25 protein-coding genes are annotated in these 23,917 nt (G+C 71.7%); 12 read left to right on the top strand and 13 right to left on the bottom strand.

The window, feature by feature from the left end; genetic code table 11:
- Positions 1–31: 31 nt before the first annotated feature.
- Positions 32–1,618, bottom strand: coding sequence for a TSCPD domain-containing protein (locus CR162_RS15630; RefSeq protein ID WP_141563174.1), 1,587 nt, complete (start codon positions 1,616–1,618; stop codon positions 32–34).
- Between the two features lie 233 nt (positions 1,619–1,851).
- On the opposite strand from CR162_RS15630, the gene CR162_RS15625 reads away from it, so the two are divergent.
- From CR162_RS15625 to CR162_RS15595, 7 genes are all read left to right on the top strand, one after another.
- A complete protein-coding gene (locus CR162_RS15625) occupies positions 1,852–2,208 on the top strand; it encodes an NADH-ubiquinone oxidoreductase subunit NDUFA12 family protein (RefSeq protein WP_099096466.1) in 357 nt (118 codons plus the stop codon).
- Positions 2,209–2,254: 46 nt separating this feature from the next.
- A complete protein-coding gene (gene mlaD, locus CR162_RS15620) occupies positions 2,255–2,785 on the top strand; it encodes an outer membrane lipid asymmetry maintenance protein MlaD (RefSeq protein ID WP_099096465.1) in 531 nt (176 codons plus the stop codon).
- Positions 2,782–3,051, top strand: a complete 270-nt coding sequence (locus CR162_RS15615) for a hypothetical protein (RefSeq protein WP_099096464.1) — start codon at positions 2,782–2,784, stop codon at positions 3,049–3,051. Before mlaD ends, CR162_RS15615 begins: the two co-directional genes overlap by 4 nt.
- Positions 3,051–3,446, top strand: coding sequence for a DUF2155 domain-containing protein (locus tag CR162_RS15610; RefSeq protein WP_099096463.1), 396 nt, complete (start codon positions 3,051–3,053; stop codon positions 3,444–3,446). Before CR162_RS15615 ends, CR162_RS15610 begins: the two co-directional genes overlap by 1 nt.
- Positions 3,447–3,659: 213 nt before the next feature.
- The gene (otsB, locus tag CR162_RS15605) at positions 3,660–4,415 is read left to right on the top strand and encodes a trehalose-phosphatase (RefSeq protein WP_099096462.1); all 756 of its coding nucleotides are present in this window, start codon (positions 3,660–3,662) and stop codon (positions 4,413–4,415) included.
- The gene (locus CR162_RS15600; RefSeq protein ID WP_099096461.1) at positions 4,412–6,205 is read left to right on the top strand and encodes a glycoside hydrolase family 15 protein; all 1,794 of its coding nucleotides are present in this window, start codon (positions 4,412–4,414) and stop codon (positions 6,203–6,205) included. The genes otsB and CR162_RS15600 overlap by 4 nt, the downstream gene beginning before the upstream one ends.
- Complete coding sequence (locus CR162_RS15595; protein WP_099096460.1) at positions 6,193–7,620, top strand: alpha,alpha-trehalose-phosphate synthase (UDP-forming); 1,428 nt, start codon at positions 6,193–6,195, stop codon at positions 7,618–7,620. The genes CR162_RS15600 and CR162_RS15595 overlap by 13 nt, the downstream gene beginning before the upstream one ends.
- Before the next feature lie 12 nt (positions 7,621–7,632).
- On the opposite strand, the gene aat is transcribed toward CR162_RS15595, so the two are convergent.
- The 6 genes from aat to CR162_RS15565 form a co-directional block, all read right to left on the bottom strand.
- The gene (aat, locus tag CR162_RS15590) at positions 7,633–8,304 is read right to left on the bottom strand and encodes a leucyl/phenylalanyl-tRNA--protein transferase (RefSeq protein WP_099096459.1); all 672 of its coding nucleotides are present in this window, start codon (positions 8,302–8,304) and stop codon (positions 7,633–7,635) included.
- A gap of 106 nt (positions 8,305–8,410) precedes the next feature.
- Positions 8,411–9,754 (bottom strand): acetyl-CoA carboxylase biotin carboxylase subunit, encoded by a 1,344-nt coding sequence (gene accC / locus CR162_RS15585; RefSeq protein ID WP_099096485.1) that lies wholly within the window; start codon positions 9,752–9,754, stop codon positions 8,411–8,413.
- 27 nt (positions 9,755–9,781) lie between these two features.
- Positions 9,782–10,249 carry an acetyl-CoA carboxylase biotin carboxyl carrier protein gene (gene accB / locus CR162_RS15580; protein WP_099096458.1) on the bottom strand — a complete coding sequence of 156 codons (468 nt, stop codon included), beginning with the start codon at positions 10,247–10,249 and terminating at the stop codon, positions 9,782–9,784.
- A gap of 49 nt (positions 10,250–10,298) precedes the next feature.
- Positions 10,299–10,754: a type II 3-dehydroquinate dehydratase gene (gene aroQ / locus CR162_RS15575; RefSeq protein ID WP_099096457.1), complete on the bottom strand. Its 456-nt coding sequence runs from the start codon at positions 10,752–10,754 to the stop codon at positions 10,299–10,301.
- Between the two features lie 193 nt (positions 10,755–10,947).
- Positions 10,948–11,283 (bottom strand): four-helix bundle copper-binding protein, encoded by a 336-nt coding sequence (locus CR162_RS15570; RefSeq protein ID WP_099096456.1) that lies wholly within the window; start codon positions 11,281–11,283, stop codon positions 10,948–10,950.
- A gap of 75 nt (positions 11,284–11,358) precedes the next feature.
- Complete coding sequence (locus CR162_RS15565; protein WP_245870407.1) at positions 11,359–13,338, bottom strand: BCCT family transporter; 1,980 nt, start codon at positions 13,336–13,338, stop codon at positions 11,359–11,361.
- A 249-nt stretch (positions 13,339–13,587) separates the two neighbouring features.
- Here CR162_RS15565 and CR162_RS15560 point away from each other — a divergent pair, with 249 nt between their 5' ends.
- The 5 genes from CR162_RS15560 (at position 13,588) to CR162_RS15540 (ending at position 17,725) form a co-directional block, all read left to right on the top strand.
- Entirely contained in the window at positions 13,588–14,298 is a 711-nt protein-coding gene (locus CR162_RS15560; RefSeq protein ID WP_176559870.1) for an outer membrane lipoprotein, read from the top strand.
- Between the two features lie 80 nt (positions 14,299–14,378).
- The gene (thiS, locus tag CR162_RS15555) at positions 14,379–14,591 is read left to right on the top strand and encodes a sulfur carrier protein ThiS (protein ID WP_099096454.1); all 213 of its coding nucleotides are present in this window, start codon (positions 14,379–14,381) and stop codon (positions 14,589–14,591) included.
- A 4-nt stretch (positions 14,592–14,595) separates the two neighbouring features.
- Complete coding sequence (locus CR162_RS15550) at positions 14,596–15,399, top strand: thiazole synthase (RefSeq protein WP_099096453.1); 804 nt, start codon at positions 14,596–14,598, stop codon at positions 15,397–15,399.
- Positions 15,400–15,974: 575 nt separating this feature from the next.
- The gene (locus CR162_RS15545) at positions 15,975–17,105 is read left to right on the top strand and encodes a type III PLP-dependent enzyme (RefSeq protein WP_099096452.1); all 1,131 of its coding nucleotides are present in this window, start codon (positions 15,975–15,977) and stop codon (positions 17,103–17,105) included.
- A gap of 155 nt (positions 17,106–17,260) precedes the next feature.
- Positions 17,261–17,725 carry an Lrp/AsnC family transcriptional regulator gene (locus CR162_RS15540; RefSeq protein WP_099096451.1) on the top strand — a complete coding sequence of 155 codons (465 nt, stop codon included), beginning with the start codon at positions 17,261–17,263 and terminating at the stop codon, positions 17,723–17,725.
- Positions 17,726–17,735: 10 nt separating this feature from the next.
- Here CR162_RS15540 and CR162_RS15535 read toward each other — a convergent pair whose 3' ends face one another.
- The 6 genes from CR162_RS15535 to CR162_RS15510 are packed head-to-tail and all read right to left on the bottom strand — an operon-like array spanning position 17,736 to position 23,854.
- The gene (locus CR162_RS15535; RefSeq protein ID WP_099096450.1) at positions 17,736–18,167 is read right to left on the bottom strand and encodes a hypothetical protein; all 432 of its coding nucleotides are present in this window, start codon (positions 18,165–18,167) and stop codon (positions 17,736–17,738) included.
- 55 nt (positions 18,168–18,222) lie between these two features.
- A complete protein-coding gene (locus CR162_RS15530; RefSeq protein ID WP_099096449.1) occupies positions 18,223–19,275 on the bottom strand; it encodes an ABC transporter ATP-binding protein in 1,053 nt (350 codons plus the stop codon).
- Positions 19,272–20,318 (bottom strand): ABC transporter ATP-binding protein, encoded by a 1,047-nt coding sequence (locus tag CR162_RS15525; RefSeq protein ID WP_099096448.1) that lies wholly within the window; start codon positions 20,316–20,318, stop codon positions 19,272–19,274. Before CR162_RS15525 ends, CR162_RS15530 begins: the two co-directional genes overlap by 4 nt.
- A 23-nt stretch (positions 20,319–20,341) precedes the next feature.
- The gene (locus CR162_RS15520; RefSeq protein WP_099096447.1) at positions 20,342–21,271 is read right to left on the bottom strand and encodes an ABC transporter permease; all 930 of its coding nucleotides are present in this window, start codon (positions 21,269–21,271) and stop codon (positions 20,342–20,344) included.
- A gap of 1 nt (position 21,272) precedes the next feature.
- Entirely contained in the window at positions 21,273–22,244 is a 972-nt protein-coding gene (locus CR162_RS15515; protein ID WP_099096446.1) for an ABC transporter permease, read from the bottom strand.
- A 5-nt stretch (positions 22,245–22,249) separates the two neighbouring features.
- Positions 22,250–23,854 (bottom strand): ABC transporter substrate-binding protein, encoded by a 1,605-nt coding sequence (locus CR162_RS15510; RefSeq protein WP_099096445.1) that lies wholly within the window; start codon positions 23,852–23,854, stop codon positions 22,250–22,252.
- Positions 23,855–23,917 lie beyond the last annotated feature (63 nt).

The raw sequence follows: 23,917 nt of genomic DNA, 5'->3' as shown, positions 1-23,917 counted from the left end.
TCTCAGATGCGTCGGAAGGAAGCGGCGCCGCTCAGCCCACCAGGCGGAGGGTGCGCCGCCGGGCGGCGGGCGAGGGCTGCGCCGGCAGGTCCAGCGGCAGCATCGGGCCCCGGTCGCCCGGCGTGAAGGCGGCCTCCGCCGCGCATTCCTCCGGCGAAGGATCGGGCCAGAGGCGCCGCGCCTCCTCGCCCCCCAGATGCGCGATGGCCAGCCGGCGGAAGGCCCAGTCCAGCACCGAGGTGGCGCAAAGGATCTCGGGATCGCCCTCCACCGCGCCGGCGGGGCCGAAGCGGGCATAGGCGAAGCTGCCGACATAGTCCGACAGCGGCACGCCGCGCGCGAGGCCGATGTTCACCGACCGGACCAGGCCTTCAAGCAGGCCGCGGGAGCCGCTGCCCTCCTTGCCGCCGGCGGAAAGCCCGATCTCGGCCAGCCCGCCCGTGGCCGCGTGGGTGGCGCGCAGCGTGACGCGGTGGCCGCCGACCACGACGCGCCACACCTGCCCGTGCCGGGCGAGGCCGGGAGCGGTCCCATGGGCGGCCCCATGGGCGGCAGCGGGGCGCGGCGGCGGCAACGGGCGCGCCGGCAGCGGCCGGGCCGCCGGCACCGGGCTCGCGGCGTGCAGGTAGGGGCGGATGGCGGCTTCCATCGCCTCGCGCGCCGAATCGGGCATGGGGGCCAGCAGCGCCATGGCCCGCTCGCCCTGCCAGGCCATGGCGCGGCGCGCGGCCAGGGTGGGCTGCTCCGCCACCCGGCCCGCTTCGTCGCGTGCCAGCCGGGTGGCGCCCTGGGCGGGGGCGAGGCCGCCCGTCTCGATGCCGAGCAGCGCCTCGGCCGCGTCGGGCACCGTCAGGGCGAAGCAGCCGGCATGGCGCAGCCCCTGTGTGGCGCCGGCGGCATCCAGCGCGCGGCGGGCGGCGGCGGCGAGGCCGGGCACGGCGCAGCGGGCGGGCGGCGCCGGCCACAGCAGCGCGGCGGGCTCCCGCGCGCCCAGGCGCTCGGCCAGGGCGGCGCTGGCCTGCTCGGCGGCGCCGCGCGTCAGGGCGGACAGGCAGGTGCCGACATCGCGCGCCTCGGCCGAGTCGTAGGCCAGGCCCAGCGCCGCCAGCAGCCCGGCGAGGTCGGCGAAGCCGACGCGCAGCCGCGTGGCCTTGCCGCCCGTTGCCACCTCCAGCGCCCGCACGGCGGTGCCGGTGGCCGCGGCATAGGCGGCGTGGTCGAAGCCGCCCGCCTCGTCCAGGAAGGCGGGCAGGTTCAGCACGAAGCGCGGCTCGGCCTTGGCGTCGTTGCGCCACAGGCTGGCGCCGGGGGCGCCGCGCCGGGCCAGCAGCAGGGCGCGCAGCGCCCGCGCCAGGGCCTCGGCCTCCGCCGCCTCCAGCAGCTTCAGCGACACGGCGCGGGCGGCGAGGCGGCCGATCCAGTCCTCGGCCAGGGCGGGCAGCGAGACGGGGCCGGAGCCGGGGGCCAGCGCCGCCAGGGCCTCGGCCGCGCCATCCTCCCAGCTCGCCGGGAGAGCGACGGCGCGCGGCGCGGAATCCGGGTCGGCCGCCGCGCGCGCGCGCCGCAGCGCGAGACCTTCCCAGGAGGTGCCGGAAACCCCGGCCATGATCCGTGCCATGCGTCCAGGCTACCGCTGCCCCGCCCCACGCGGAAGCCGCATATGGTGGTAAATCAGCAAACAGGCGGCCAATATGGTGCCGTGCCGGCGGTGGAGGGGAAGCCCCCTTCCGTGCCACCCTTCCCCCCGGCCGCCGCATGTGCGAAGGAAGCCGGCGGCGCACACCCCCCTCTCCCCCCGGGAGCGAGGCCGTAACCGCGATCCCCTCGCCCAGCCATGGAACCGACCGAGACATGTCCTTCCTGCAGCGGCTGACCACTGGCCTCACCGCCAGCAAGATCGGCACCGACCGCTTCGGAAACACCTATTACGAGAGCCGCAAGTCCTGGCTCGGCTATGGCCGCAAGCGCCGCTTCGTGCTCTATGCCGGCGAGCCGGACCCGACCACCGTGCCGCCCGAATGGCATTGCTGGCTGCACCACGTGACCGACGCGCCGCTTTCCGAGCAGAAGCGCTACCCCTGGCAGCGCGAGCACCAGCGCAACCTGACCGGCACCGCCCAGGCCTACCGCCCGCCGGGTCACGACTACGCCGGCGCCCGCCGCGCCCCCACGGCCGGCGACTACGAAGCCTGGACCCCGGGTGGCTGAGGCCGTGTCCGGGCAGGTCCTCCCAGGAAAGGTCGCGGGCAGCCGCATGCAGGGACGCAACATCGCCGAGATCCTCACCGGCGCCGTGGTGGTGCTGGTGGCGGCCGTCTTCCTGGCCTTCGCGCTGGGCCAGTCCGGGCGCAGCCTGGGCGGCGGCAGCGGCGGCATCACCCTCAGCGCCAAGTTCGACCGCATCGACGGGCTGACCCCCGGCGCCGACGTGCGCATCGGCGGCGTCAAGGTGGGCAGCGTGCTGGAGCAGCGCATCGACCCGCAGACCTATCTCGCGGTGCTGCGGCTGCGCGTCGATTCCGGCATCGCCATCCCCGAGGACAGCTCGGCCGAGATCACCTCGGAAAGCCTGCTGGGCGGCAAGTATGTCGCGCTGGTGCCGGGCGGCTCCGAGACCATGCTGCGGGACGGCCAGGAGATCGGCATCACCCAGTCCGCCGTCAGCCTCGAGTCGCTGCTCGGGCGCTTCATCTTCTCGGTGACCGAGCTGACCTCGAACACCGCGCGCCAGCAGGAGGGCGAGCAGCCCCAGGGCCCGGCGCCCGCGCCTTCCGGCCGGCCATGAGCCTGGAGCCGCCGGCCCGCTGGCCGGGCGCCAACGGCCAGCCCGTTTCCTGCCGCGAGAAGCTGAAGGTGCTGGCCGAGAACCACCGGGAAGCGGCGGCCATGCTGCGGGACCTGCTGGAGGACGCCGTGCTGATGGGCGTGGACGAGGCGGCGATGCGCCGCATCCTGGCCGAGCTGGTGCAGTCCCTGCCCAGCCCGCGCCGCGCCGGGGCCCCTTCTGGTCCTGCCCCTGGTCCTACCCCGGGCGCCGGGAGCGCCGGCTGATGCGCCGCCGCCTGCCGGCGCTGCTGCTCGGCCTGCTGCTGGGTGCCGCCGCCCTGCCGGCCCCGCCCGCCCGCGCCCAGCCGCAGGACCCGGGCTGGGTGCCTAAGCGCAACGCCCGGCTCCAGGCGCTGGACAAGGTGACGGCGCGCATCACCCTTCTCGACACGCCGGTCGGCCAGCCGGTCGGCTTCGGCACGCTGCGGGTGATCGTGCATGCCTGCAACGCCCGTCCCCCCGAGGAGGTGCCGGACGCCGCCGCCTGGCTGGAGGTGCTGGAAACCCGCAACGATTCGCGCGGCATCCCGGTGTTCCGCGGCTGGATGTTCGCCAACGCCCCGGGCGTGTCGATGCTGGAGCACCCGGTCTACGACCTGCGCGTGCTGGAATGCTCCTGAGGCCGGCCGGCTGATTCCGCCCCGGTGGTTCCCACCCGTTGGCGCCGGCCCGGGGGCGCCGGCCGGGGGGGGCAGCGACGGGTGGCGGAAGGCGGGCGGGCGGGTCACAATCCCGCCAGCGTGCTCCATCCTGCGGGCCGCCGCGGGATTTGGGGAAAGAGATCCCCGGCCCAGGGTTCCCCATCCCTCCGCATCCAGCCATATCGGAACACCATGGAGCATAACGCCTTTCCGGACAGCCCGCCCCTGCCCCAGCGCGACGCCGCGCTTTTCCTGGACCTCGACGGCACCCTGCTCGAGATCGCGCCCCGGCCGGATGCCGTGGTGGTGCCGCCGCAGCTGCCGCCGCTGCTGGCGCGGCTGTCGGCGGGCCTCGGCGGGGCGGTGGCCATCGTCACCGGACGCGGGCTGGAGGTGGCGCGGGCGCTGACCCGGGGAGGGCTGGCCGGCACCCCGCCCATCGCCTTCGCCGCCGAGCACGGCACCATCATCGACGCCTCCGCCCTGCCCGGCGCCGCCATCCCGCCCATGCCGCCGCCGCCCTTTCCGCCCGAGGCGTGGCGCGCCGCGGCGGAAGCCTTCGTGGAGGCCCGGCCCGGCCTGCTGCTGGAGGAGAAGAAGCATGGCTTCGTGCTGCATTTCCGCGCCGTGCCGGAGCGCGGCGAGGAGACGGCCGCCTTCCTGCACGGCCTTGCCGCCGGCAGCGAGTTCCAGGTGCTGCCCGCCCATGCCGCGGCCGAGCTGCGCCCGCGCGCCACGGACAAGGGCGTCGCCGTTTCCTGGCTGATGCGCCACCCGCCCTTTGCCGGCCGCGTGCCCATCTTCATCGGCGACGACGTGACCGACGAGTTCGGCATCGAGGCCTGCAAGGCGCTCGGCGGCACCGGCTACCGCATCCCGCGCGACTTTCCCGGCCCTGCGGCGGTGCTGCACTGGCTTGGCCGCATCGCCGAGAGGATGCCGGCATGAGCCAGCCGCTCGACCTCGCCCCTGTCGGCAACGGCATCATCGCGGGGCTGTTCGACCGCAAGGGGCGCTGCTCCTGGCTCTGCTGGCCGCGCTTCGACGGCGACCCGATCTTCTCCGCCCTGCTCGGCGGCGTGGAGCCGGAGGACGGGTTCATGGAATGCGAGCTGGTCGGGCTCAAGCAGACCCGGCAGGCCTATCGCCGCAACACCGCCGTGCTGGAAACGGAACTGGAGGACGAGCAGGGCGGGCGGCTGCGCATCATCGACGCGGCGCCGCGCTTCCGCCGCTTCGGCCGCAACTTCCGCCCCCCCATGCTGGTGCGGCGGATCGAGCCGCTGGCCGGCCAGCCGCTGATCCGGCTGCGCATCCGCCCCCGCGCCCACTGGGGCAAGGACAGGCCGGTGCGGCGCGCCGGCTCCAACCACCTGCGCTACTTCACCGACGATTCGGCGCTGCGCGTCACCACCGACGCGCCGCTGGCCTGCCTGGCCGAGGAGGCGCCCTTCCTGCTCGACCAGCCCGTCACGCTCATCCTGGGCCCGGACGAGACGGTGCCGGAAGGGGCGGAGGCGCTGGGCCAGGAGTTCATCCGCGAGACGGAAGCCTACTGGCTGGACTGGACGCGCGGCCTGCACCTGCCCTTCGAGTGGCAGGAGGCGGTGATCCGCGCCGCCATCACCCTCAAGCTCTGCACCTTCGAGGAGACGGGGGCGGTGGTGGCGGCGCTGACCACCTCCATCCCCGAGGCGGCAAACACCGAGCGCAACTGGGACTACCGCTACTGCTGGCTGCGCGACGCGCTGTTCACGGTGCAGGCGCTGAACCGGCTGGGCACCACGCGGACGATGGAGGAGTACATCCGCTACGTCACTAACGTGGTGGCGATCTCCCCGGGCGGGGTTTTGAAACCCTGCTATCCCCTGGTACCTTCCCTTCCCATGCCGGAACGGATCGAGGAATCGCTCCCCGGCTTCCTGGGCATGGGGCCGGTGCGGGTCGGCAACCAGGCGGCCGAGCAGGTGCAGAACGACGTCTACGGCTCGGTCATCATGGCCGCGGCGCAGATGTTCTTCGACCAGCGCCTGTCCCGCCCCGCCGGCGAGCCGCTGTTCCGGCTGCTGGAGAAGCTGGGCGAGCAGGCCGAGGCGCGGGCGCTGACGCCCGATGCCGGCATCTGGGAATATCGCGGGCGCGCGCGCATCCACACCTTCTCGGCCGCCATGTGCTGGGCGGGCATGGCGCGGCTTTCCGGCATCGCCAAGCATCTGGGCCTGCACGACCGGGCGGAGCGCTGGGCACGGTCGGCCCGCGAGCTGCACGCGGTGATCTGCGAGAAGGCCTTCCGCCCGCATCTGGGCAGCTTCGTGGAAAGCTTCGAGAGCGACGGCATGGACGCGGCGCTGCTGCTGCTGCCCGAGATCGGCTTCCTGCCGGCCACCGACCCGCGCTTCCTCGGCACCCTCGACATGGTCGGGCGCCGGCTGATGCATGACGGATTCCTCTACCGTTACGACATGTCGGACGATTTCGGGAAACCTGAAACCGCCTTCCTCGTTTGCTCGTTCTGGTACGTGGACGCCCTTGCAGCCGCCGGCCGGACGGAGGAAGCGCGTGCCATGTTCGGGAGCATCCTGTCGTGCCGGAATCACCTGGGGCTACTCGCCGAGGACCTGGACCCGAAACGGAACCAGCTCTGGGGGAACTTTCCTCAGACCTATTCCCATGTTGGCCTGATCCTGTCGGCAATGCGTTTGAGCCGTTCGTGGGAGCACGGTCTGTGGGGCGGGTAGTCGTCGTCTCCAATCGCGTGGCGGTGCCGCGGCGGGGCGAGCCCTCGGCCGGCGGCCTGGCCGTGGCGCTGAAGGACGTGCTCAAGGCCAGCGGCGGCCTCTGGTTCGGCTGGAGCGGCGAGACGCGCCGGAACCCCTCGCTCGAGCCCCGCCAGGTGCGCTCGGGCGGCATCGACTACGCCACGATCGACCTGTCGGACGAGGACCACAAGGGCTTCTACGCCGGCTATTCCAACAACACCCTCTGGCCGCTGTTCCATTTCCGCCTCGGCCTCATGGAGTATGACCGGGCCGAGGCCGCCTCCTACCGCAAGGTGAACCGGGATTTCGCGCAGGCCCTGCTCCCCCTGCTCACGCCCGAGGACACCGTCTGGATCCACGACTACCAGCTCATCCCCATGGCGGCGGAGCTGCGGGCGCTGGGTGCCAGGCAGCGCATCGGCTTCTTCCTGCACATCCCCTTCCCGCCCTTCGCGGTGCTCTCGGCGCTTCCCGACGCCGAGCAGCTGCTGCGCGACCTGCTGGCCTATGATCTCGTCGGCGTCCAGACCAAGCGCGACCTGGCGGGGATGATCAACTGCTTCCAGGACGGGCTCGGCCTCACCCCGGACGCCACCGGCGGCGTGCGCGGCGAGGTGGCGGGGGTGCAGCGCCGCACCCAGCTCTCGGCCCATCCCATCGGCATCGACACGCGCGGCTTCGCCACCCTGGCGCGCAAGGCCGCCTATGGCCCCGAGACGCAGCGCCTGATCGCCAGCATGGGCGACCGCTCGCTGATCGTCGGCGCCGAGCGGCTGGACTACACCAAGGGCCTGCCGCACCGGATGCGCGGCTTCGCCGCCCTGCTGGCCAAGTTCCCCGAGCACCTGAACCGCGTCACCTACCTCCAGGTGGCGGCGCGCAGCCGCAACGAGGTGGCGAGCTACCGCAACCTGCGGCGCGAGCTGGACACCCTTGCCGGCCGCATCAACGGCGACTACGCCGAGTTCGACTGGACGCCCGTGCGCTACGTCGCCCGCGCCGTGGCGCGCGAGACGCTCGCCGGCTTCTACCGCGCCGCGCGCGTCGGGCTGGTGACGCCGCTGCGCGACGGCATGAACCTCGTGGCCAAGGAGTATGTCGCGGCGCAGGACCCGGAGGATCCGGGCGTGCTGGTGCTGTCCTCCTTCGCCGGCGCCGCCGAAACCATGGAGGGCGCCCTGCTGGTGAACCCGCTGGACGCCGAGGCGATGGCCGAGACGCTGGACCGCGCGCTGAAGATGCCGCTGGCCGAGCGGCGCGAGCGGTGGGAGAGCATGATGCGCGGCCTGGAGGAGCAGACCGCCACGCGCTGGGCGGAAAGCTTCCTGGCCGAGCTGGAGGAGCTGCCCCTGCCCGAGCAGGACCTGCTCTCGGCGACCCCCACCCGCAACTGAGCCGCGGGGGGCTCAGGCCGCCGGCCCCGCCGCCTCCGCCCGCAGCGCCAGGATGGCCTCCTCCAGCCCCTCCGGCTGGCCGAGCCAGCGGGCCGGCGCCGCCATCGCCTCAGCGAGGCGCTGCCGGTAGACGGCGCGCGGCACCTCGGTCGCGCCGAACTGCTCCAGGTGCCCGGTGATGAACTGGGTGTCCAGCAGGGTGAAGCCGCCCAGCCGCAGCCGCGCCACCAGATGCACCAGCGCCACCTTCGAGGCGTCCCGCGCCCGGCTGAACATGCTCTCGCCAAAGAAGGCGCCGCCCAGGGACACGCCGTAGAGCCCCCCCACCAGCTCCCCGTCCCGCCAGGTCTCCACCGAATGGCCGTGCCCCATGCGGTGGAGGTCGTTGAACAGCGTCTCGATCTCGGGGTTGATCCAGCTGTCCTCCCGCCCCGGGGCGGGGGCGGCGCAGGCGGCGATCACCTGGGGGAAGGCGGTGTCGGCCGTCACGGTGTAGGGGCCGGACAGCACGGTGCGGCGCAGCCGGCGGGACAGGTGGAAGCCATCCAGCGGCAGGATGCCGCGCAGCTCCGGGTCCAGCCAGTAGAGGCGGTTGCCGGCGCGCGACTCCGCCATGGGAAAGAGGCCGGCGCGATAGGCGCGGAGCAGGAGGTCGGGGGTGATTTCCACCGGACGGCGGGACATGGCCCCCATCATGACGCCGCCCGGGCCAGGATGCCAGCCATGGCGTGGCCATCCGGCCCGGCGCGGGAAAGGGCGGCGCGGAAAAGGGCCCGGCGGCCGCGCGGCCTCAGCCGCGCAGGCCGACGAAGCGTTCGAGCCAGTGGATGGTGTAGTCCCCCGACTGGAACTGGGGGTCCTCCATGATGCGCTGGTGCAGCGGCAGCGTGGTGCGGATGCCGTCCACCACCATCTCGGAGAGCGCCCGGCGCATGCGGGAGATGGCCTCGGCGCGGCTCTTGCCGTGCACCACCAGCTTGGCCACCAGGCTGTCATAGTGCGGCGGCACGGCGTAGCCGGAATAGAGCGCGCTATCCACCCGCACGCCCAGGCCGCCCGGCGCGTGGTAGGTGTTCACCCGGCCCGGCGAGGGCGCGAAGCTTTCCGGGTCCTCGGCGGTGATGCGGCACTCGATGGCATGGCCGGTGAAGGAGATGTCCTCCTGGGCATAGCCCAGCCGCTCGCCCGCGGCGACGCGGAGCTGCTCCTTCACCAGATCGACGCCGCAGACCATCTCGGTGACGGGATGCTCGACCTGCAGGCGGGTGTTCATCTCGATGAAGGAGAACTGCCCGTCCTGCCACAGGAACTCCAGCGTGCCGGCATTGCGGTAGCCGAGCTTCGAGAGGCCCTGCGTCACCTGCGCGCCGATCGCCTCGCGCTCGGCGGCGGTGAGCGCGGGGGAGCCCGCCTCCTCCACCAGCTTCTGGTGGCGGCGCTGGAGGGAGCAGTCGCGCTCGCCGAAATGCACCACGTTGCCGTGCATGTCGGCCATCACCTGCAGCTCGATGTGCCGCGGGCGGTCGAGATACTTCTCCATGTACACGGCGTCGTTGCCGAAGGCGGCCTTGGCCTCGGTGCGGGCGACCCGCCAGGCCTCCTCCAGCTCGTCGGCCGAATGGGCCACCTTCATGCCGCGCCCGCCACCGCCGGCGGCGGCCTTGATCAGCACGGGGTACATGATCCGCTCGGCCACCGCGCGCGCCTCCTCGAGGCTTTCCAGCGCGCCGTCGCTGCCGGGGACGAGCGGCACGCCCAGGCGCCGCATGGCGTCCTTGGCGGCGATCTTGTCGCCCATCATGCGGATATGCTCGGCCGTCGGGCCGATGAAGGCGAAGCCGTGTGCCTCCACCATCTCGGCGAAGGAGGCGTTCTCGGACAGGAAGCCGTAGCCGGGGTGGATGGCATCCGCCCCCGTGATGCTGGCCGCCGACAGGATGGCGGCCACGTTGAGGTAGCTGTCCCGCGCCGCGGGCGGCCCGATGCAGACGCTCTCATCGGCCAGCCGCACATGCATGGCGGTGGCGTCGGCGGTGGAATGCACCGCCACGGTGCGGATGGCCATCTCCTGGCAGGCGCGGTGGACGCGCAGCGCGATCTCGCCCCGGTTGGCGATCAGCACCTTCTTGAACATCCCGGGCTTGAACATCACGGGGTGCCTTTACTCGACCACCATCAGCGGCTCGCCATACTCGACCGGCGTGCCGCTCTCCACCAGGATGCGCGTGACCGTGCCGGCCTTGGGCGCCTTGATCTGGTTGAAGGTCTTCATCGCCTCGATCAGCAGCAGGGTCTGCCCCGCCGCCACCTTGGCGCCAAGCTGCACGAAGGGCGCGGCGCCCGGCTCCGGCGCGAGATAGGCGACGCCCACCATGGGCGAGGTGACGGCGCCCGGCGTGCTGCCCGTGACCTCGGCCGAGGCGGCGGCGGGGGCAGGCACGGGCGCGGCCAGGGCGGGGGCTGCGGGCGCCGGCGCGGGCGCCGCCACCGCCACCTGGGCGACGGTGATGCTGCGGGTGACGCGCAGGCGGCTCTCGCCGTCGGCCAGCTCGATCTCGCTCAGATCCGTCTCACGCAGGATCTGCGCGAGCGCCCGGATCGCCTCCGGAGTGAAGGAAATGCCGCTCATGACGTTTCTCAGCGAAGCCTTCTTCTCTGTGCCGGCGGCCTGGCGGTTCTCAGTCCTGCTCGGACTGGGCCAGGATGCCGGCGATGCCGCGCAGGGCCAGGGCGTAGCCATGCGGCCCGAGGCCGCAGATCACGCCCTGCGCCGCGCGCGACACATAGGACAGGTGCCGGAAGGACTCCCGGCGGTGGATGTTGCTCAGATGCACCTCGACCACCGGCAGATCGGAGGCCAGCAGCGCGTCCATCAGCGCGACCGAGGTGTGGGAATAGCCGGCGGGATTGATGACGATGCCCGCTGCGTGGCTGCGCGCCTCCTGCACCCAGGAGATCAGCTCGCCCTCCACGTTGGTCTGGCGGAAGTCGATCGCCAGGTCCAGCGCGTCCGCCGTCTCGGCGCAGAGCGCCTCGATGTCGTCCAGCGTCTCCGAACCGTAGATTTCCGGCTGGCGGGTGCCGAGCAGGTTCAGGTTGGGACCGTTCAGAACAAAGATCAGCGGCGGGTTCACGTGTGGCTTCCGTCCGGTGCGGTGCGGCGGCGCCTAACACGGGGGGTCCGAACACCGCAAGCATCCGGTTTCGGCCCGGCGGGCCGCGCGGTCAAGCCCCGCCGCGCCGCCTGTTACGCCACGACACATGCAGCACCAGGAAAGCCGGCCGCCCCGCTGGAGGGGCGGGCGCCGCCCGGTCGCGCCTCCGCCCTCAGGCGGCCATGGCGGCGCAGCTCTCGGCGCAGCGGCGGCAGGCGGCCACGCATTCCTCCATGCCGCCCACCCGCTCGCAGTCGGCGGCGCATTCGCGGCAGATCTCGGCGCATTCCGCGCAGGTGTGGCGGTGGTGCGGGGTGCCCAGCAGCATGAAGTGCGCCGAGGTGCGGCAGATCTCGGCGCAGGCCAGCATCAGCCGCGCATGGGCGGGGGCGATGTGCTCGCCGCCCGCCTCCAGGCAATGGCCGGAGAAGCTGGACAGGCAGATGCTGTAGCAGCGGAGGCAGTTCTCGATGCAGGCGCGCATCTCGGCGGAAAGATGGTGGCTCATGCACGCGCTCCTTGGCCCAGGGGTTGTGCCGGGACAACCCGCCCCGGCCGGCCGGGTTGCGCCCCCCGCCCCCGCTCAGACCGAGCGGACCGCGTGCAGGTACTGGAAGTGGCGGTCATACTGCGCCAGCACGTCCTGGATCAGCTCGTCCCGCGTCAGTCCCATCACGTCGTAATCCTGGCTGCCATCCTCCAGGAACACCTCGGCGCGCCAGTAGTGCTCGCGCTGGCCCTGCTCCGGGCCGCTCTCGAAATAGGAGAAGCTCGGCATGGCGTAGCGGCGCGAGCGGATGCCGTAGTGGAACTCCTCCGGCGCGCCGGGCATGGAAACCAGCCGGAGCCGGCCCTCGCGCATGTCGAGCGCGGCGGAAAGGCCGCGCCCGCGCAGCTCCTCCGCCACCGCCCGCAGGGCGGGCGCCGCCACATCCTCGAGGAAGCGCCGGACCTCGGCCTGGCCCGGATGGGACAGGATGCCCTGGAGCTGCCGCTGCCAGGAGCCGCCCTGGCGCGGCGGCAGGCTTTGCGCCAGCGCGTCGTGCCGCAGCCCCTCGCGCTGCAATCCGCGCAACAGGCCATGGCAGATCAGCAGCATCACCACCGCGAAGGGCAGCGCGCTGGCGATGGCGGCGGTCTGCAGCGCCCTCAGCCCCTCGCCCGAGGCCAGCAGCACCGCGGCGATGACGCCGGAGCCAATCGCCCAGAAGAGCCGCTGCCAGAGCGGCACCTCGCTCCGCCCGCCGGCGGTGATGGTGCTGACCACCAGGGCCGCGCTGTCGGCGGAGGTGATGAAGAAGGTGACGATCAGCACCATGGCCAGCCAGGAGGAGAGGGTGGCCAGCGGGTACTGCTCCAGGAACACGAACAGCGCCAGGGTGATGTCGCTCCGCACCGCCTGGGAGACGGCCTCCGTGGTGCCGCTGAGATGCAGCCAGAGGGCGCTGTCGCCGAACACGGTCATCCAGGCGAAGGTGAAGCCGGTGGGCACCAGCAGCACGCCGAGGACGAACTCCCGGATGGTGCGGCCGCGCGAGATGCGGGCGATGAACATGCCCACGAAGGGCGACCAGGCGATCCACCAGCCCCAGTAGAACAGCGTCCAGTCGCCCAGCCAGTCATTCGGGTCGTAGGCGTACATGTGGAAGGTGCGCAGCGCGAACTGGTCGATGTAGCCGCCCAGGTTCTGCACGAAGGTGCGCAGCAGGAAGGTGGTGGGGCCCACGACGAAGACGAACACCATCAGCGCCGCCGCCATCACCAGGTTGGCGTTGGAAAGGAACTTGATGCCCTTGTCGAGCCCCGTGGCCACCGAGAGCGTGGCCAGCGCGGTGATGCCGGCGATGAGGGCGAGCTGCGTGCCGAAGCCCACCGGCACGCCGAGCACGTGGGAAAGCCCGGCATTGACCTGCAACGCCCCGAAGCCCAGCGAGGTGGCGACGCCGAACATGGTGCCGATCACCGCGAAGATGTCCACCGCATGGCCGATGGGGCCATGGATCCGCTCGCCCACCAGCGGGTAGAGGGCGGAGCGGACGGTCAGCGGCAGGCCGTGGCGGAAGCTGAAATAGGCGAGCGCCAGGCCGATCACGGCATAGATGGCCCAGGCATGCAGCCCCCAGTGGAAGTAGCTCAGCCGCATGGCGGCGCGGGCGGCGGCGATGCTGGCGGGCTCGCCTTCCGGCGGCAGCATGAAGTGCGTCACCGGCTCGGCCACGCCGAAGAACACCAGCCCGATGCCCATGCCGGCGCTGAACAGCATGGCGAACCAGCTGCCATAGCTGAATTCGGGCTCCGAATGGTTGGGGCCCAGCCGCACCCGGCCATGGCGGCTGATGGCCAGGTAGACGACGAACAGCAGGAACACCGCCACCGCGAGCAGGTAGAACCAGCCCAGCTCGGCGGTGATCCAGCCCTGCAGCGCGGCGAAGGCGCTGCCGGCGACGCCCGGTGCCAGGGCGCCGAACAGCACGAAGGCCAGGATCAGCACGGCGGAGCCGATGAACACGGTGGGGTTCAGGCTGCGCGGCGGGGTGGCGGGGAGCGGGGGTGAACCGGGCACGGGCCGAACTCCTCGGGGACCGGGATGGGTCGTGGGACCGGCCCGGCGCGGCGGGCGGCGGGCCATCGCACGCCCAACCCGGGAGGTGCGGGAAAGTTACAGCCGGAGGCGGGGCGGACCCGCACGGCCCCGGCGGCGGCGCCCCGCAACACTTCGTATGGCAGAAGCGACACCGTCGCGGGATGACAGCGGGAGGCGGGCTTTCTAGGTTGCGCCGCAGCGTAAGCCGCGAAGGATGAAAGGGCCGCCATGACCCATGCCGCCAGGACCGGCCTGCTGGCCATCATGCTGGGCGGGCTCGCCGCCTGCAGCCCCAGCTACTCGCCCGACACCTATGCCAGCCGCGCCGTGCAGCAGGCCAACAAGGTGGAGCAGGGGGTGGTGGCCGGCCGCCGGCAGATCGAGATCTCGGCCGATGGCGCCACCGGCGCGGTGACCGGCGCGGCCGCCGGCGGCGTCGCCGGCACGCGGGTGGGGGGCGGCGACATCACCTCCGCCTTTGCCGGCATCGGCGGCGGGCTGCTCGGCGGCCTGCTCGGCACGGCGGTGGAACAGGGCGTCGGCTCCGCGCCCGGCTACGAATACATCGTGCGCAAGGCCAATGGCGACATGGTTTCCGTGGTGCAGCGCGACGAGACGCCGCTGGCGCTGGGGCAGAAGGTGCTGGTGATCGCCGGCGCGCAGGCGCGCATCGTGCCGGACTACACCGTGCAGAACGAGAACCTGCCCGGCCCGGCGCCGGCCCCCGCCTCTCCCGCGCCCGCCTCTCCGCCTTCCGCGGCGCCCCTGCCAGCGGCCCCCTTGCCGGCAGCGCCCCAGCCAGCAGCACCGGCCGAGGAGCCCCTGCCGCCCCTGCCCGAGGCCCCCGCCGGGGCGCCGGCCGCCGCCCCCGCGCCCGGCCCGGCCACCCTGCCGGCCGGCCCCGGCACGCCGCAGGCGCCGGCACCGCTCGCCATCTGAGCCGCGCCGGCTTTCCGGAAGGGGCCGCGCGGCGCCCTTCCCCCTTCCCCCCCGCGCCGCATCGGGCCACATTCCCCGGCATGGCGGACAGCATCGAGATCACCATCAACGGGGAGACCCGTTTCATCCAGCGGGACGCGACCGTGGCCGACCTGCTGGGCACGCTCAGCCTGGACGTGCGCAAGGTGGCGGTGGAGCGGAACCTGGAGATCGTGCCGCGCTCCGCCTATGCCGCGACCCATCTGGCGGCGGGCGACACGCTTGAGATCGTGCATTTCATCGGCGGGGGCTGAGCGCATGGACGGACACCAGAACCATCAGAACCAGGCCGACGATTCTTGGGAGGTGGCAGGGCACCGCTTCCGCTCGCGCCTCGTGGTCGGCACGGGGCGGTACAAGTCGCTGGAGGAGACGGCGGCGGCCATCGAGGCAAGCGGCGCCGAGATGGTGACGGTGGCGGTGCGCCGGGTGAACCTGGCCGACCGCAACGCGCCCATGCTGCAGGATTTCGTCAGCCCACAGCGCTACACCTACCTGCCCAACACGGCGGGCTGCCACACCGCGCAGGAGGCGGTGCGCACGCTGCGCCTGGCGCGGGAGGCGGGCGGCTGGAACCTGGTGAAGCTGGAGGTGCTGGGCCCCCCGCCCTTCCTCTACCCGGACATGCCCGCCACCTTCGAGGCGGCGCAGGCCCTCATCCGGGACGGGTTCCAGGTGATGGTCTACTGCGCCGACGACCCGCTGGCGGCGAAGCGGCTGGAGGAAATGGGATGCGTCGCGGTGATGCCGCTCGGCGCGCCGATCGGCTCCGGCCTTGGCCTCACCAACCCCTTCATGCTGCGCTCCATCATCGAGCAGGCCCGCGTGCCGGTGCTGGTCGATGCCGGGATCGGCACGGCGAGCGAGGCGGCGCAGGCGATGGAGCTGGGCTGCCACGCCGTGCTGCTGAACTCCGCCATCGCCCATGCGAAGGACCCGGTGCGCATGGCCCGCGCCATGAAGGCGGCGGTGGAGGCGGGGCGGCATGCCCATCTCGCCGGCCGCATGCCGCGCAACTACGCCGCCGACGCCTCCAGCCCGCTGGCGGGGATGATCCGTTAAGGGCGGCGCGCGCCGCCCCCTGCCTCGCCCCGGCCGCCCCGCCAGGGCGGGAAACCCGCCACAAGGTGCCCGGCGCCCCGCTCCAGGCGCCGCTCGACCCGAAGCGCGAGAACGCGCAGCCGCCGCCAGGGCAATGAATGGGGGGCAGCGGGGAAAAAGGGCCCGGCCTCTGGCCGTCAAGGGCGGGAGGCCGGCAGAGTGGAATCGGAGGGATTCGCCCCAGGCACAGCTTTCACGCGCGAGCCTTCCCGCCACTTCCATGGCCGCTCGGTAAGTTTCCGGCCGCGCAGGGGAGACATGCGGAAAAAACCCGGGCGGAGGCCCGAAAATGCTTTGCGCCCGGGGCAGAGATCTCTATATGCCCCCGCAGACGCAGTACGCACGTGCCTCTGGCCCCAGGCCGGTTCTTCCCGGCCAAAGGTTTACGCAACGACGTCAAGCGTTCTGGCAACCCCGGCAAAGGCGCGAGCCCGACACCGGTCCTTCTTTGGTCGCTGGTTCGTTCGACCGTTTCGTCAACTTGGGGCCGCGCCTCTTCTGGGGGCGGTCCTCCTATTGGAACTGGAGGGTGTGCGATGACCCCCAAGGTCTCCCGCTTCCTGCGCGACGCCGCCCCGGCGACGCCTTGCCTCGTCGTCGACGTGGACCGCGTCGCGGAGAACTATGGCCGCCTGAAGGCCGCCATGCCGCTGGCCCGCATCTACTACGCGGTGAAGGCGAACCCGGCCGCCCCCATCCTGGGCCGGCTGGTCGACCTGCAGTCCTGCTTCGACGCCGCCTCGCTGGAAGAGGTGCGCCTGTGCCTCGATGCCGGCGCGCGCCCGCAGGACATCTCCTTCGGCAACACGGTGAAGAAGGAGAGCGCCATCCAGGCCGCCTACGCGGCGGGCGTGCGCATGTTCGCCTTCGACTCCGAGCCGGAGCTGCGCAAGCTGGCCCGCTCCGCGCCGGGCGCCAAGGTGTATTGCCGCATCCTGGTGGGCAATGTCGGCGCCGAATGGCCGCTGTCGAAGAAGTTCGGCTGCGAGGTGGAGATGGCGCGCGACCTGATGGTGATGGCGCGCGACCTCGGCCTCGACCCCTATGGCATCTCCTTCCATGTCGGCAGCCAGCAGACCCGCACCGCCGCCTACGAGGCCGCGATCGCGCGTGTCGCCATGCTGTTCACCGACCTGAAGGAAGCCGGCATCAACCTCCGCATGGCCAATCTCGGCGGCGGCTATCCCGTGCGCTACCGCGCCGAGGTGCCGGAGATCGACGAGTTCGGCGCCGCCATCATGGGCGCCATGGTCGAGCATTTCGGCAATGCCCTGCCCGAGATCGTGGTGGAGCCGGGCCGCTTCATCGTGGGCGATGCGGGCGTGCTCTCCTCCGAGGTCGTGCTCGTCTCCCGCAAGGAGAAGGACGACCCGGTGCGCTGGGTGTATCTCGACATCGGCCGCTTCGGCGGCCTGGCCGAGACCGAGGGCGAGGCGATCAAGTACGCCTTCCGCACCCCGCATGACGGCGGCGCCGAGGGTCCGGTGACCATCGCCGGCCCCACCTGCGACAGCACCGACACGCTGTACGAGAAGTCCAACTACCGCCTGCCGCTGGCGCTGGAATGCGGCGACCGGGTGGAGCTGCTCTCCACCGGCGCCTATGTCACCACCTATGCCAGCCAGGGCTTCAACGGCTTCGCGCCGCTGGCCGAGCACTACATCTGATCCGGCCCGATCTGATCCAGCCTGATCTGATCCAGCCTGATCTGATCCAGCCTGGGCGGAGCGGAGGCGCGGAAATCGCCCTCCTCCGCCACGCCTTTCCCGAAATCGCGCGCCCGCACGTTTCCCCGGCGTAAAACGCCGGATAAACTCGCGGCATGGACGCCATCGACCGGAACATCCTCGTCGCCCTGCAGGACAATGGGGCGGCGGGCCTCGCCGAACTCGCCAAGGTGGCCGGCCTGTCGGTTTCCGCCACCGCCGAGCGGGTGAAGCGCCTCGAGGAACGCGGCACCATCCGCGGCTGGCGCGCCGACCTCGACCCCGCCGCCATCGGCTGCCCACTGCTCGCCTTCGTCTTCGTCTCCATCCGCCCCGGGCGGGAGGAGAACGCCTTCCGCACCGCCATGCGCGCGGCCGAGCCGGTGCTGGAATGCCACCACGTCACCGGCGCCTGGACCTTCCTGCTGAAGCTGCGCCTGCCCGACCTCGCCGCGCTGGAGCGCTTCGTGGCGGAGCAGGTGCGCGGGCAGGCCGGGGTGGAGCGGACGGAAACCATCCTCGCCATCACCTCCGCCAAGGAGACCGCCATCCTGCCGGTGGCGGAGGCGGAGGAGGAATAGCCTTTCCGCCTCACTCGGTGGGCGCCTCCGCGGGCGGGCCTGCCGGCGCGCCGAGGGGGCGGAGGCATTCCCGGATCAGCGGCGCGCAGACGGCGCCCGGCGCGGCCGGCACGTCCTTGTCGCCGGCGAAGCCCACCCGCGTCACACGGGCGTCGATCAGCTCGAAGGTGGCGTGGCAGTAGCCGCTGCCGCCGGTCAGGGTGAGGTCGCCCACCACGGGCAGCGTCACGTTCAGGCCGCTGCCCTGGTTGCCCTTCAGCTCGTAGGACAGCATCTCGCGCACCACGTCGATGCGCTCGCGCTTGCTGGGAAAGCCCGCGCAGACATAGAGATCCGCCCGGCTGAGGCCGACCAGGCTCCGCCGCGCCAGCTCCACCTCGCGAGAGGCGCTCATGGCGCAGGCGGGCAGGAGCAGGAGACAGGAAAGCAGGAGGCGTCGCATGCCCGCCTCCCTCGCAAGGAAAGGGCCGGGACCGCAAGGCCCCGGCCCCTCCTCCTCACGCCACCTTGTCGTTCAGGTGGCAGGCGCTCTTGTGGCCGGGCGCGATCTCCTTCAGCGCCGGCCGCTCCACCCGGCAGCGGTCGAAGGCGTGCGGGCAGCGCGGGTGGAAGTGGCAGCCCGGCGGCGGCGCCAGCGGCGACGGGATCTCCCCCTTGATGCCGGCGAAGCTCTTCTTGCGCGCCTCGATCCGCGGCACCTCGGCCAGCAGGGCCTGGGTGTAGGGGTGGTTGGCGCGGGCGAAGATCTCCTCGGCCGGCGCCTCCTCCACCACCCGGCCCAGATACATGATCACCACGCGGTCGGAGAGGTGCTCCACCACACCGAGATCATGGCTGATGAACAGGTAGGTGAGGTTCAGCTCCTGCCGCAGCTCCATGAACAGGTTCAGGATCTGCGCCTGGATGGAGACGTCGAGCGCCGCCACCGCCTCGTCGCAGACGATGAACTCGGGCTGCACGGCGAGCGCGCGCGCGATGCCGATGCGCTGCCGCTGGCCGCCCGAGAACTGGTGCGGGTAGCGGCGCTTGAAGGCCGGGTCGAGCCCGGCGCGGCGCATCTGGTTGTCGACATAGGCATCCCACTCGGCCCGGCGGGTCAGGCCGTGCACCAGCGGCGCCTCGCCCACGATGTCGGCCACCCGCATGCGCGGGTTCAGGCTGGCATAGGGGTCCTGGAAGATCATCTGGGTCTGCAGCTTGGCGTGGCGCGCCTCGGCGCCGCTCAGGCTGTTGAGCGGCCGGCCGTGCCAGAAGATCTCGCCGCCCGAGGCGGGCATGATGCCGGCCACCATGCGGCCCAGGGTGGACTTGCCGCAGCCGGACTCGCCCACCAGCCCGACCACCTCGCCCTTGCGCACCACGAGGTCGACGCCGTCCACGGCGTGGACGGTCTCGTCCTTCACCGGCGCGCCGAGCTTCTGGGCGATCTTGCCGGCGAAGTCGAGCTTCTTGGAGAAGCGCTTGGAAACGTTCCTCAGCTCGATGATGGGCGCGGCGGCCTCGCCGGCCGCCACGGAGGCGGCCGAACGGACGGTGCTGGTCGTGCTCATGCGGGGCTCCCCTGAGTGACCGAACCTTGGACGGCCGACCCATGGGTGGCCACATGCGGATGGAAGCAGCGCGCCAGCCGGCCGGGCAGCAGCTCGGACAGCGCCGGGTCGCGGGCGCAGTCCTCCTGGGCGCGGGGGCAGCGGGTGCGGAAGGCGCAGCCCGGCGGCAGGCTCAGCAGCGAGGGCGTCATGCCCGGGATCTGCCGCAGCTTCTCGCCGCGCTTGTTGCGGCTGGGCACGCTGCCGATCAGGCCATGGGTGTAGGGGTGCAGCGGCTGGTCCAGCACCTCGCTCACCGCGCCGCGCTCCACCACCCGGCCGGCATACATGACCGCGATGTCGTCGGCGAGACCGGCGACCACGGACAGGTCGTGCGTCACCCAGATCATCGCCGTGCCGGTCTCGGCGCAGAGCTTCTGCACCTCGGCCAGGATCTGCGCCTGGATGGTCACGTCGAGCGCGGTGGTCGGCTCGTCGGCCACGATCAGCTCGGGGCGGTGCAGCAGGGCGATGGCGATGGCCACGCGCTGGCGCATGCCGCCCGAGAACTGGTGCGGGTAGCTCTTGAGCCGCTCGTCCGGGGAGGGGATGCCCACCATGCCCAGCGTGTCGCGGGCGCGCTGGCGGGCCTCCTCCTTGCTGACCTTGGTGTGGGCCAGCACGGTCTCGATCATCTGCGTGTCGACCCGGAGCACCGGGTTCAGCGTCATCATCGGGTCCTGGAAGATCATGGCGATGCGGTTGCCGCGCAGCTGCCGCATCTCCTCCTCCTTGAGCCGGGCGAGGTTCTGCCCGTGGAACAGGATCTCGCCGCCGACGATGCGGCCCGGCGCGTCCACCAGGCCGAGGATGGAGAAGCCCGTCACCGTCTTGCCGGAGCCGGACTCGCCCACCAGGCCCAGCACCTTGCCGCGGCCGACGGTGAAGGAGACGCCGTCCACCGCCTTCACCACGCCGGCGCGGGTGAAGAAGTGGGTTTGCAGGTCGCGCACCTCGAGCGTGGGCGCGGCGGCGGTGGCGGCCGCCCGGGAGCTCGTCTGCATCTGGGTCTGAGACATACGGCCCCTTACTTCTTCAGTCGCGGATTGAGCACGTCGCGCATCTGGTCGCCCACCAGGTTGATCGAGACGATGGTGATGAGCAGCGCGATGCCGGGATAGAAGCTGATCCAGTACTTGCCGGACAGCATGTACTCGTAGCCGTTCGAGATCAGCAGGCCGAGCGAGGGCTCGGTGATCGGCACGCCGAGGCCGAGGAAGGAGAGCGTCGCCTCCAGCGCGATGGCGCGGGCGATCTGCATGGTGGCGACGACGATCAGCGGCGGCAGGCAGTTCGGCAGCAGGTGGCGGAAGATGACGCGGCGCGTCGGCAGCGCCAGGCACTGCGCCGCCTCGATGTATTCGCGCCGCCGCTCCACCAGCGCCGTGCCGCGCACGGTGCGGGCGTAGTAGGCCCATTCCACGATCACCAGCGCGATGACGACGTTGAAGATGCCCTTGCCCAGGAAGGCCAGGATCATCAGCGCCGCCAGGATGGTCGGGAAGGAGAGCTGCAGGTCGACGAGGCGCATGATGACGGTGTCGGTCCGCCCGCCCGCATAGGCGGCGAGCAGGCCGAGCGAGGCGCCGACGGCGCAGGCGATGATCGCCGAGCCCGCGCCCACCAGCAGCGAGATGCGCAGCCCGTACATGATGCCCGACAGCATGTCGCGCCCCTGGTCGTCCGTGCCGAGCCAGTAGGTCATGGTGTCCGCGCCGTCGCGCGCGCCCGGCTCCAGCCGGCCGTCCATGATGTCGAGCTGCGCCAGGTCGTAGGGGTTCTGCGGCGACAGCCAGGGCGCGAAGATGGCGATGAAGACGATGATCGCGAAGACGATCAGCCCGGCCAGCGCCAGCTTGCTCTCGCAGAACTCGGAAACGAAGCGGCGCCAGGGCGTCTCCACCTTGGGCGCCCGGGCGGGCGTCGTGGCGGCGGGGGAAGCGGTCGAGGCGCTCATCTCACTTGTTCTCCAGCCGCACCCGCGGGTCGAGCGCCGAATAGGCGAGGTCCACCAGCAGGTTGATGGTGATGAACATCAGCACGATGATCATCAGGTAGGCGACGATCACGGGGCGATCGAGCACGTTGATGCTGTCGATGATCAGCTTGCCCATGCCCGGCCAGGCGAAGACGCTCTCCGTCACCACCGAGAAGGCGATGGTGGAGCCGAGCTCCAGCCCGACCACGGTGACGACCGGGATCAGGATGTTCTTGAAGACGTGCACATAGGTGACGCGCGCGGGGCTGAGGCCCTTGGCGCGGGCGAACTTCACGTAGTCCATCAGCATCGTCTCGCGCACGCCCGCGCGGGTCAGGCGGATGACGAGGCTGATCTTGAACAAGGCCAGGTTCAGCGCCGGCATCGCCAGGTGGCGCAGCCCGTCCCAGGTCAGGAAGGACCAGCGCAGGCCGAGCACCTCGACCGTCGGGCCGCGCCCCGTGGAGGGCAGCCAGCCGAGCTGCACGGCGAACACCATGATCAGCATCAGCCCGACCCAGAAGGTGGGCAGCGAGAAGCCGAGGATGGAGCCGGCCATCACCACCTTGGCGCCGGCCGAGTGCGGCTTGAGCCCGGCGTAAAGGCCGAGCGGCAGGCCGATCAGCAGCGCGATGAACATGGCGCCGAAGGCCAGCTCCAGCGTCGCCGGCATGCGCTGCAGGATGAGCTGCAGCGCCGGCTCGTTGAAGACGAAGCTGCGGCCGAGGTCGCCGCGCAGCGCGTTGGCCAGGAAGGACAGGTATTGCTGCCACAGCGGCAGGTCGAGGCCGAGCGCCTTGATCGCGCGCTCGCGCTCCATCTGGTCCGCGTCCGGCGAGATCAGGATCTCGACCGGGTCGCCGATCGCATAGACGCCGATGAAGACGATGACCGACATCGCCAGCATGACGAGGGCGGATTGCAGCAGCCGCCGCAGGAGATAGACCGCCATCGCCGTCAGCGCGCCGCGGGCTGGGCGGGGGCCGGGCGCACGTCCTGCGCGCGGGTCAGCTCGTCGGCGCGGCTGTCGTGCCGCAGCGTCGGCCGCATGGCCCAGAGGTTCTTCTGAATGTGGATCGGGATGATGGCGACATCCTCCATGGCAAGCCGGGTCGCGTCGCGCAGCAGCGCCTCGCGCTTGGTGTCGTCGAGCTCGCGCAGCGCGGCCTCGAGCTTGGCGTCCACCTCGGGGTTGGAATAGCGTCCGCGATTGGAGGTGCCGAAGCCCTTGTCACGGTCGAAGCCGGCGACGAGCGAACGCAGCGGGTTCGACGCCTCGCCGGAGGAGCTGCCCCAGCCGACCAGGAAGGCGGACAGCTCCTGGCGGCCGGCGCGGCCGATGAAGGTGGTCCAGGGCTGCGCATCCACCTGGGTGCGCACGCCGATGCGGGTCCACATCTGGCCGATCGCCTGCACGATGCGGGCGTCGTTCATGTAGCGGTCGTTCGGGCCGCTCAGCGTGATGCGGAAGCCGTTCGGGTAGCCGGCCTCGGCCAGCAGCTTCTTCGCCGCATCGGGATCCGTCTTGGGCGCGGCGAGGTCGGGGATGGCGCCGAAGGCGGTGGGCGGCAGGAACTGGCCGGAGGGCATCGAGGTGCCCTCCATCACGCGGCTGGCGATGGCCGGCCGGTCGATGGCGATGGACAGGGCGCGGCGCACCCGCAGGTCGTGCAGCGGGTTCTTGCCGAGCGGCTTGCCCTCGGCATCCGCGATCTGCGGCGAGCCCTCGGGGTGCTGGTGGTCCAGCGCCAGGAAGATGATGCGCAGCCCGTCCTTCTCGGCGAGGTGGACCTTGTCGCTGCGGCGCAGGCTGGCGAGGTCGCTGGTCGGCACCTGGTCGATGAAGTCCACGTCGCCGGCCAGCAGCGCCGCGGTGCGCGAGGCGTCGTTGGGCAGGATGCGGTAGCTCACCTTCGCCCAGTGCGGCTTGTCGCCCCAGTAGGCGTCGTTGCGCTCCAGTTCCAGCCGGTCGCCCGAGCGGAAGTTCACGTAGCGGAACGGGCCGGTGCCCACCGCCACCTTGCCGCTGTTGAAGTCCTCGGTGGAGGCGCCCTCATGCGTCTCCTTGTCGAGGATCGCGACCTGGCCGAGATCGTTCGGCAGCACCGGATAGGGGGTGCGGGTGTGGAGGCGCACCGTCAGCGGATCGACGATCTCCACGCGCTCGATGGCGCGGGTGTAGATCGCGTAGGAGGACGGGCTGTTGGGCACCGTCGGCACGCGCGCGATGGTGAAGGCCACGTCCTCGGCGGTGAAGGCGTTGCCGTTGTGGAACTTGACGCCCGGGCGGAGCTTGAACTCCCACACCGTGGGCTCCACCACCCGCCAGCTCTCCGCCAGGCCGGGCTCGACCCGCGCCTCCGCGTCGAACGCCGTCAGGGTGTCGAAGAGCATCGTCGCCACCGCCAGGTTGGGCGACAGGGCGTGGTAGTGAGGGTCGAGCGAGGTGACCTGCGCCCCCACCGCCATGGTGAGGTTCTGCGCCGAGGCCACCGGCGCGGCGAGGCTCAGCCCAAACGCCGAAACGGCGGCCATCGCGGCCGCCCGCATGCTGATCATCATGATACCGTCCCCCGGGAGGTTTACCCTCTTTCACGGCCGAGTGTAGCAGGAGCGTCCCAGGGT

This window comes from Teichococcus rhizosphaerae, from assembly GCF_002631185.1.
Taxonomy (GTDB): Bacteria; Pseudomonadota; Alphaproteobacteria; order Acetobacterales; family Acetobacteraceae; genus Pseudoroseomonas; species Pseudoroseomonas rhizosphaerae.
Note: the sequence above shows the minus strand (reverse complement) of the source record. Positions and strands in the feature narration are given on the sequence as shown.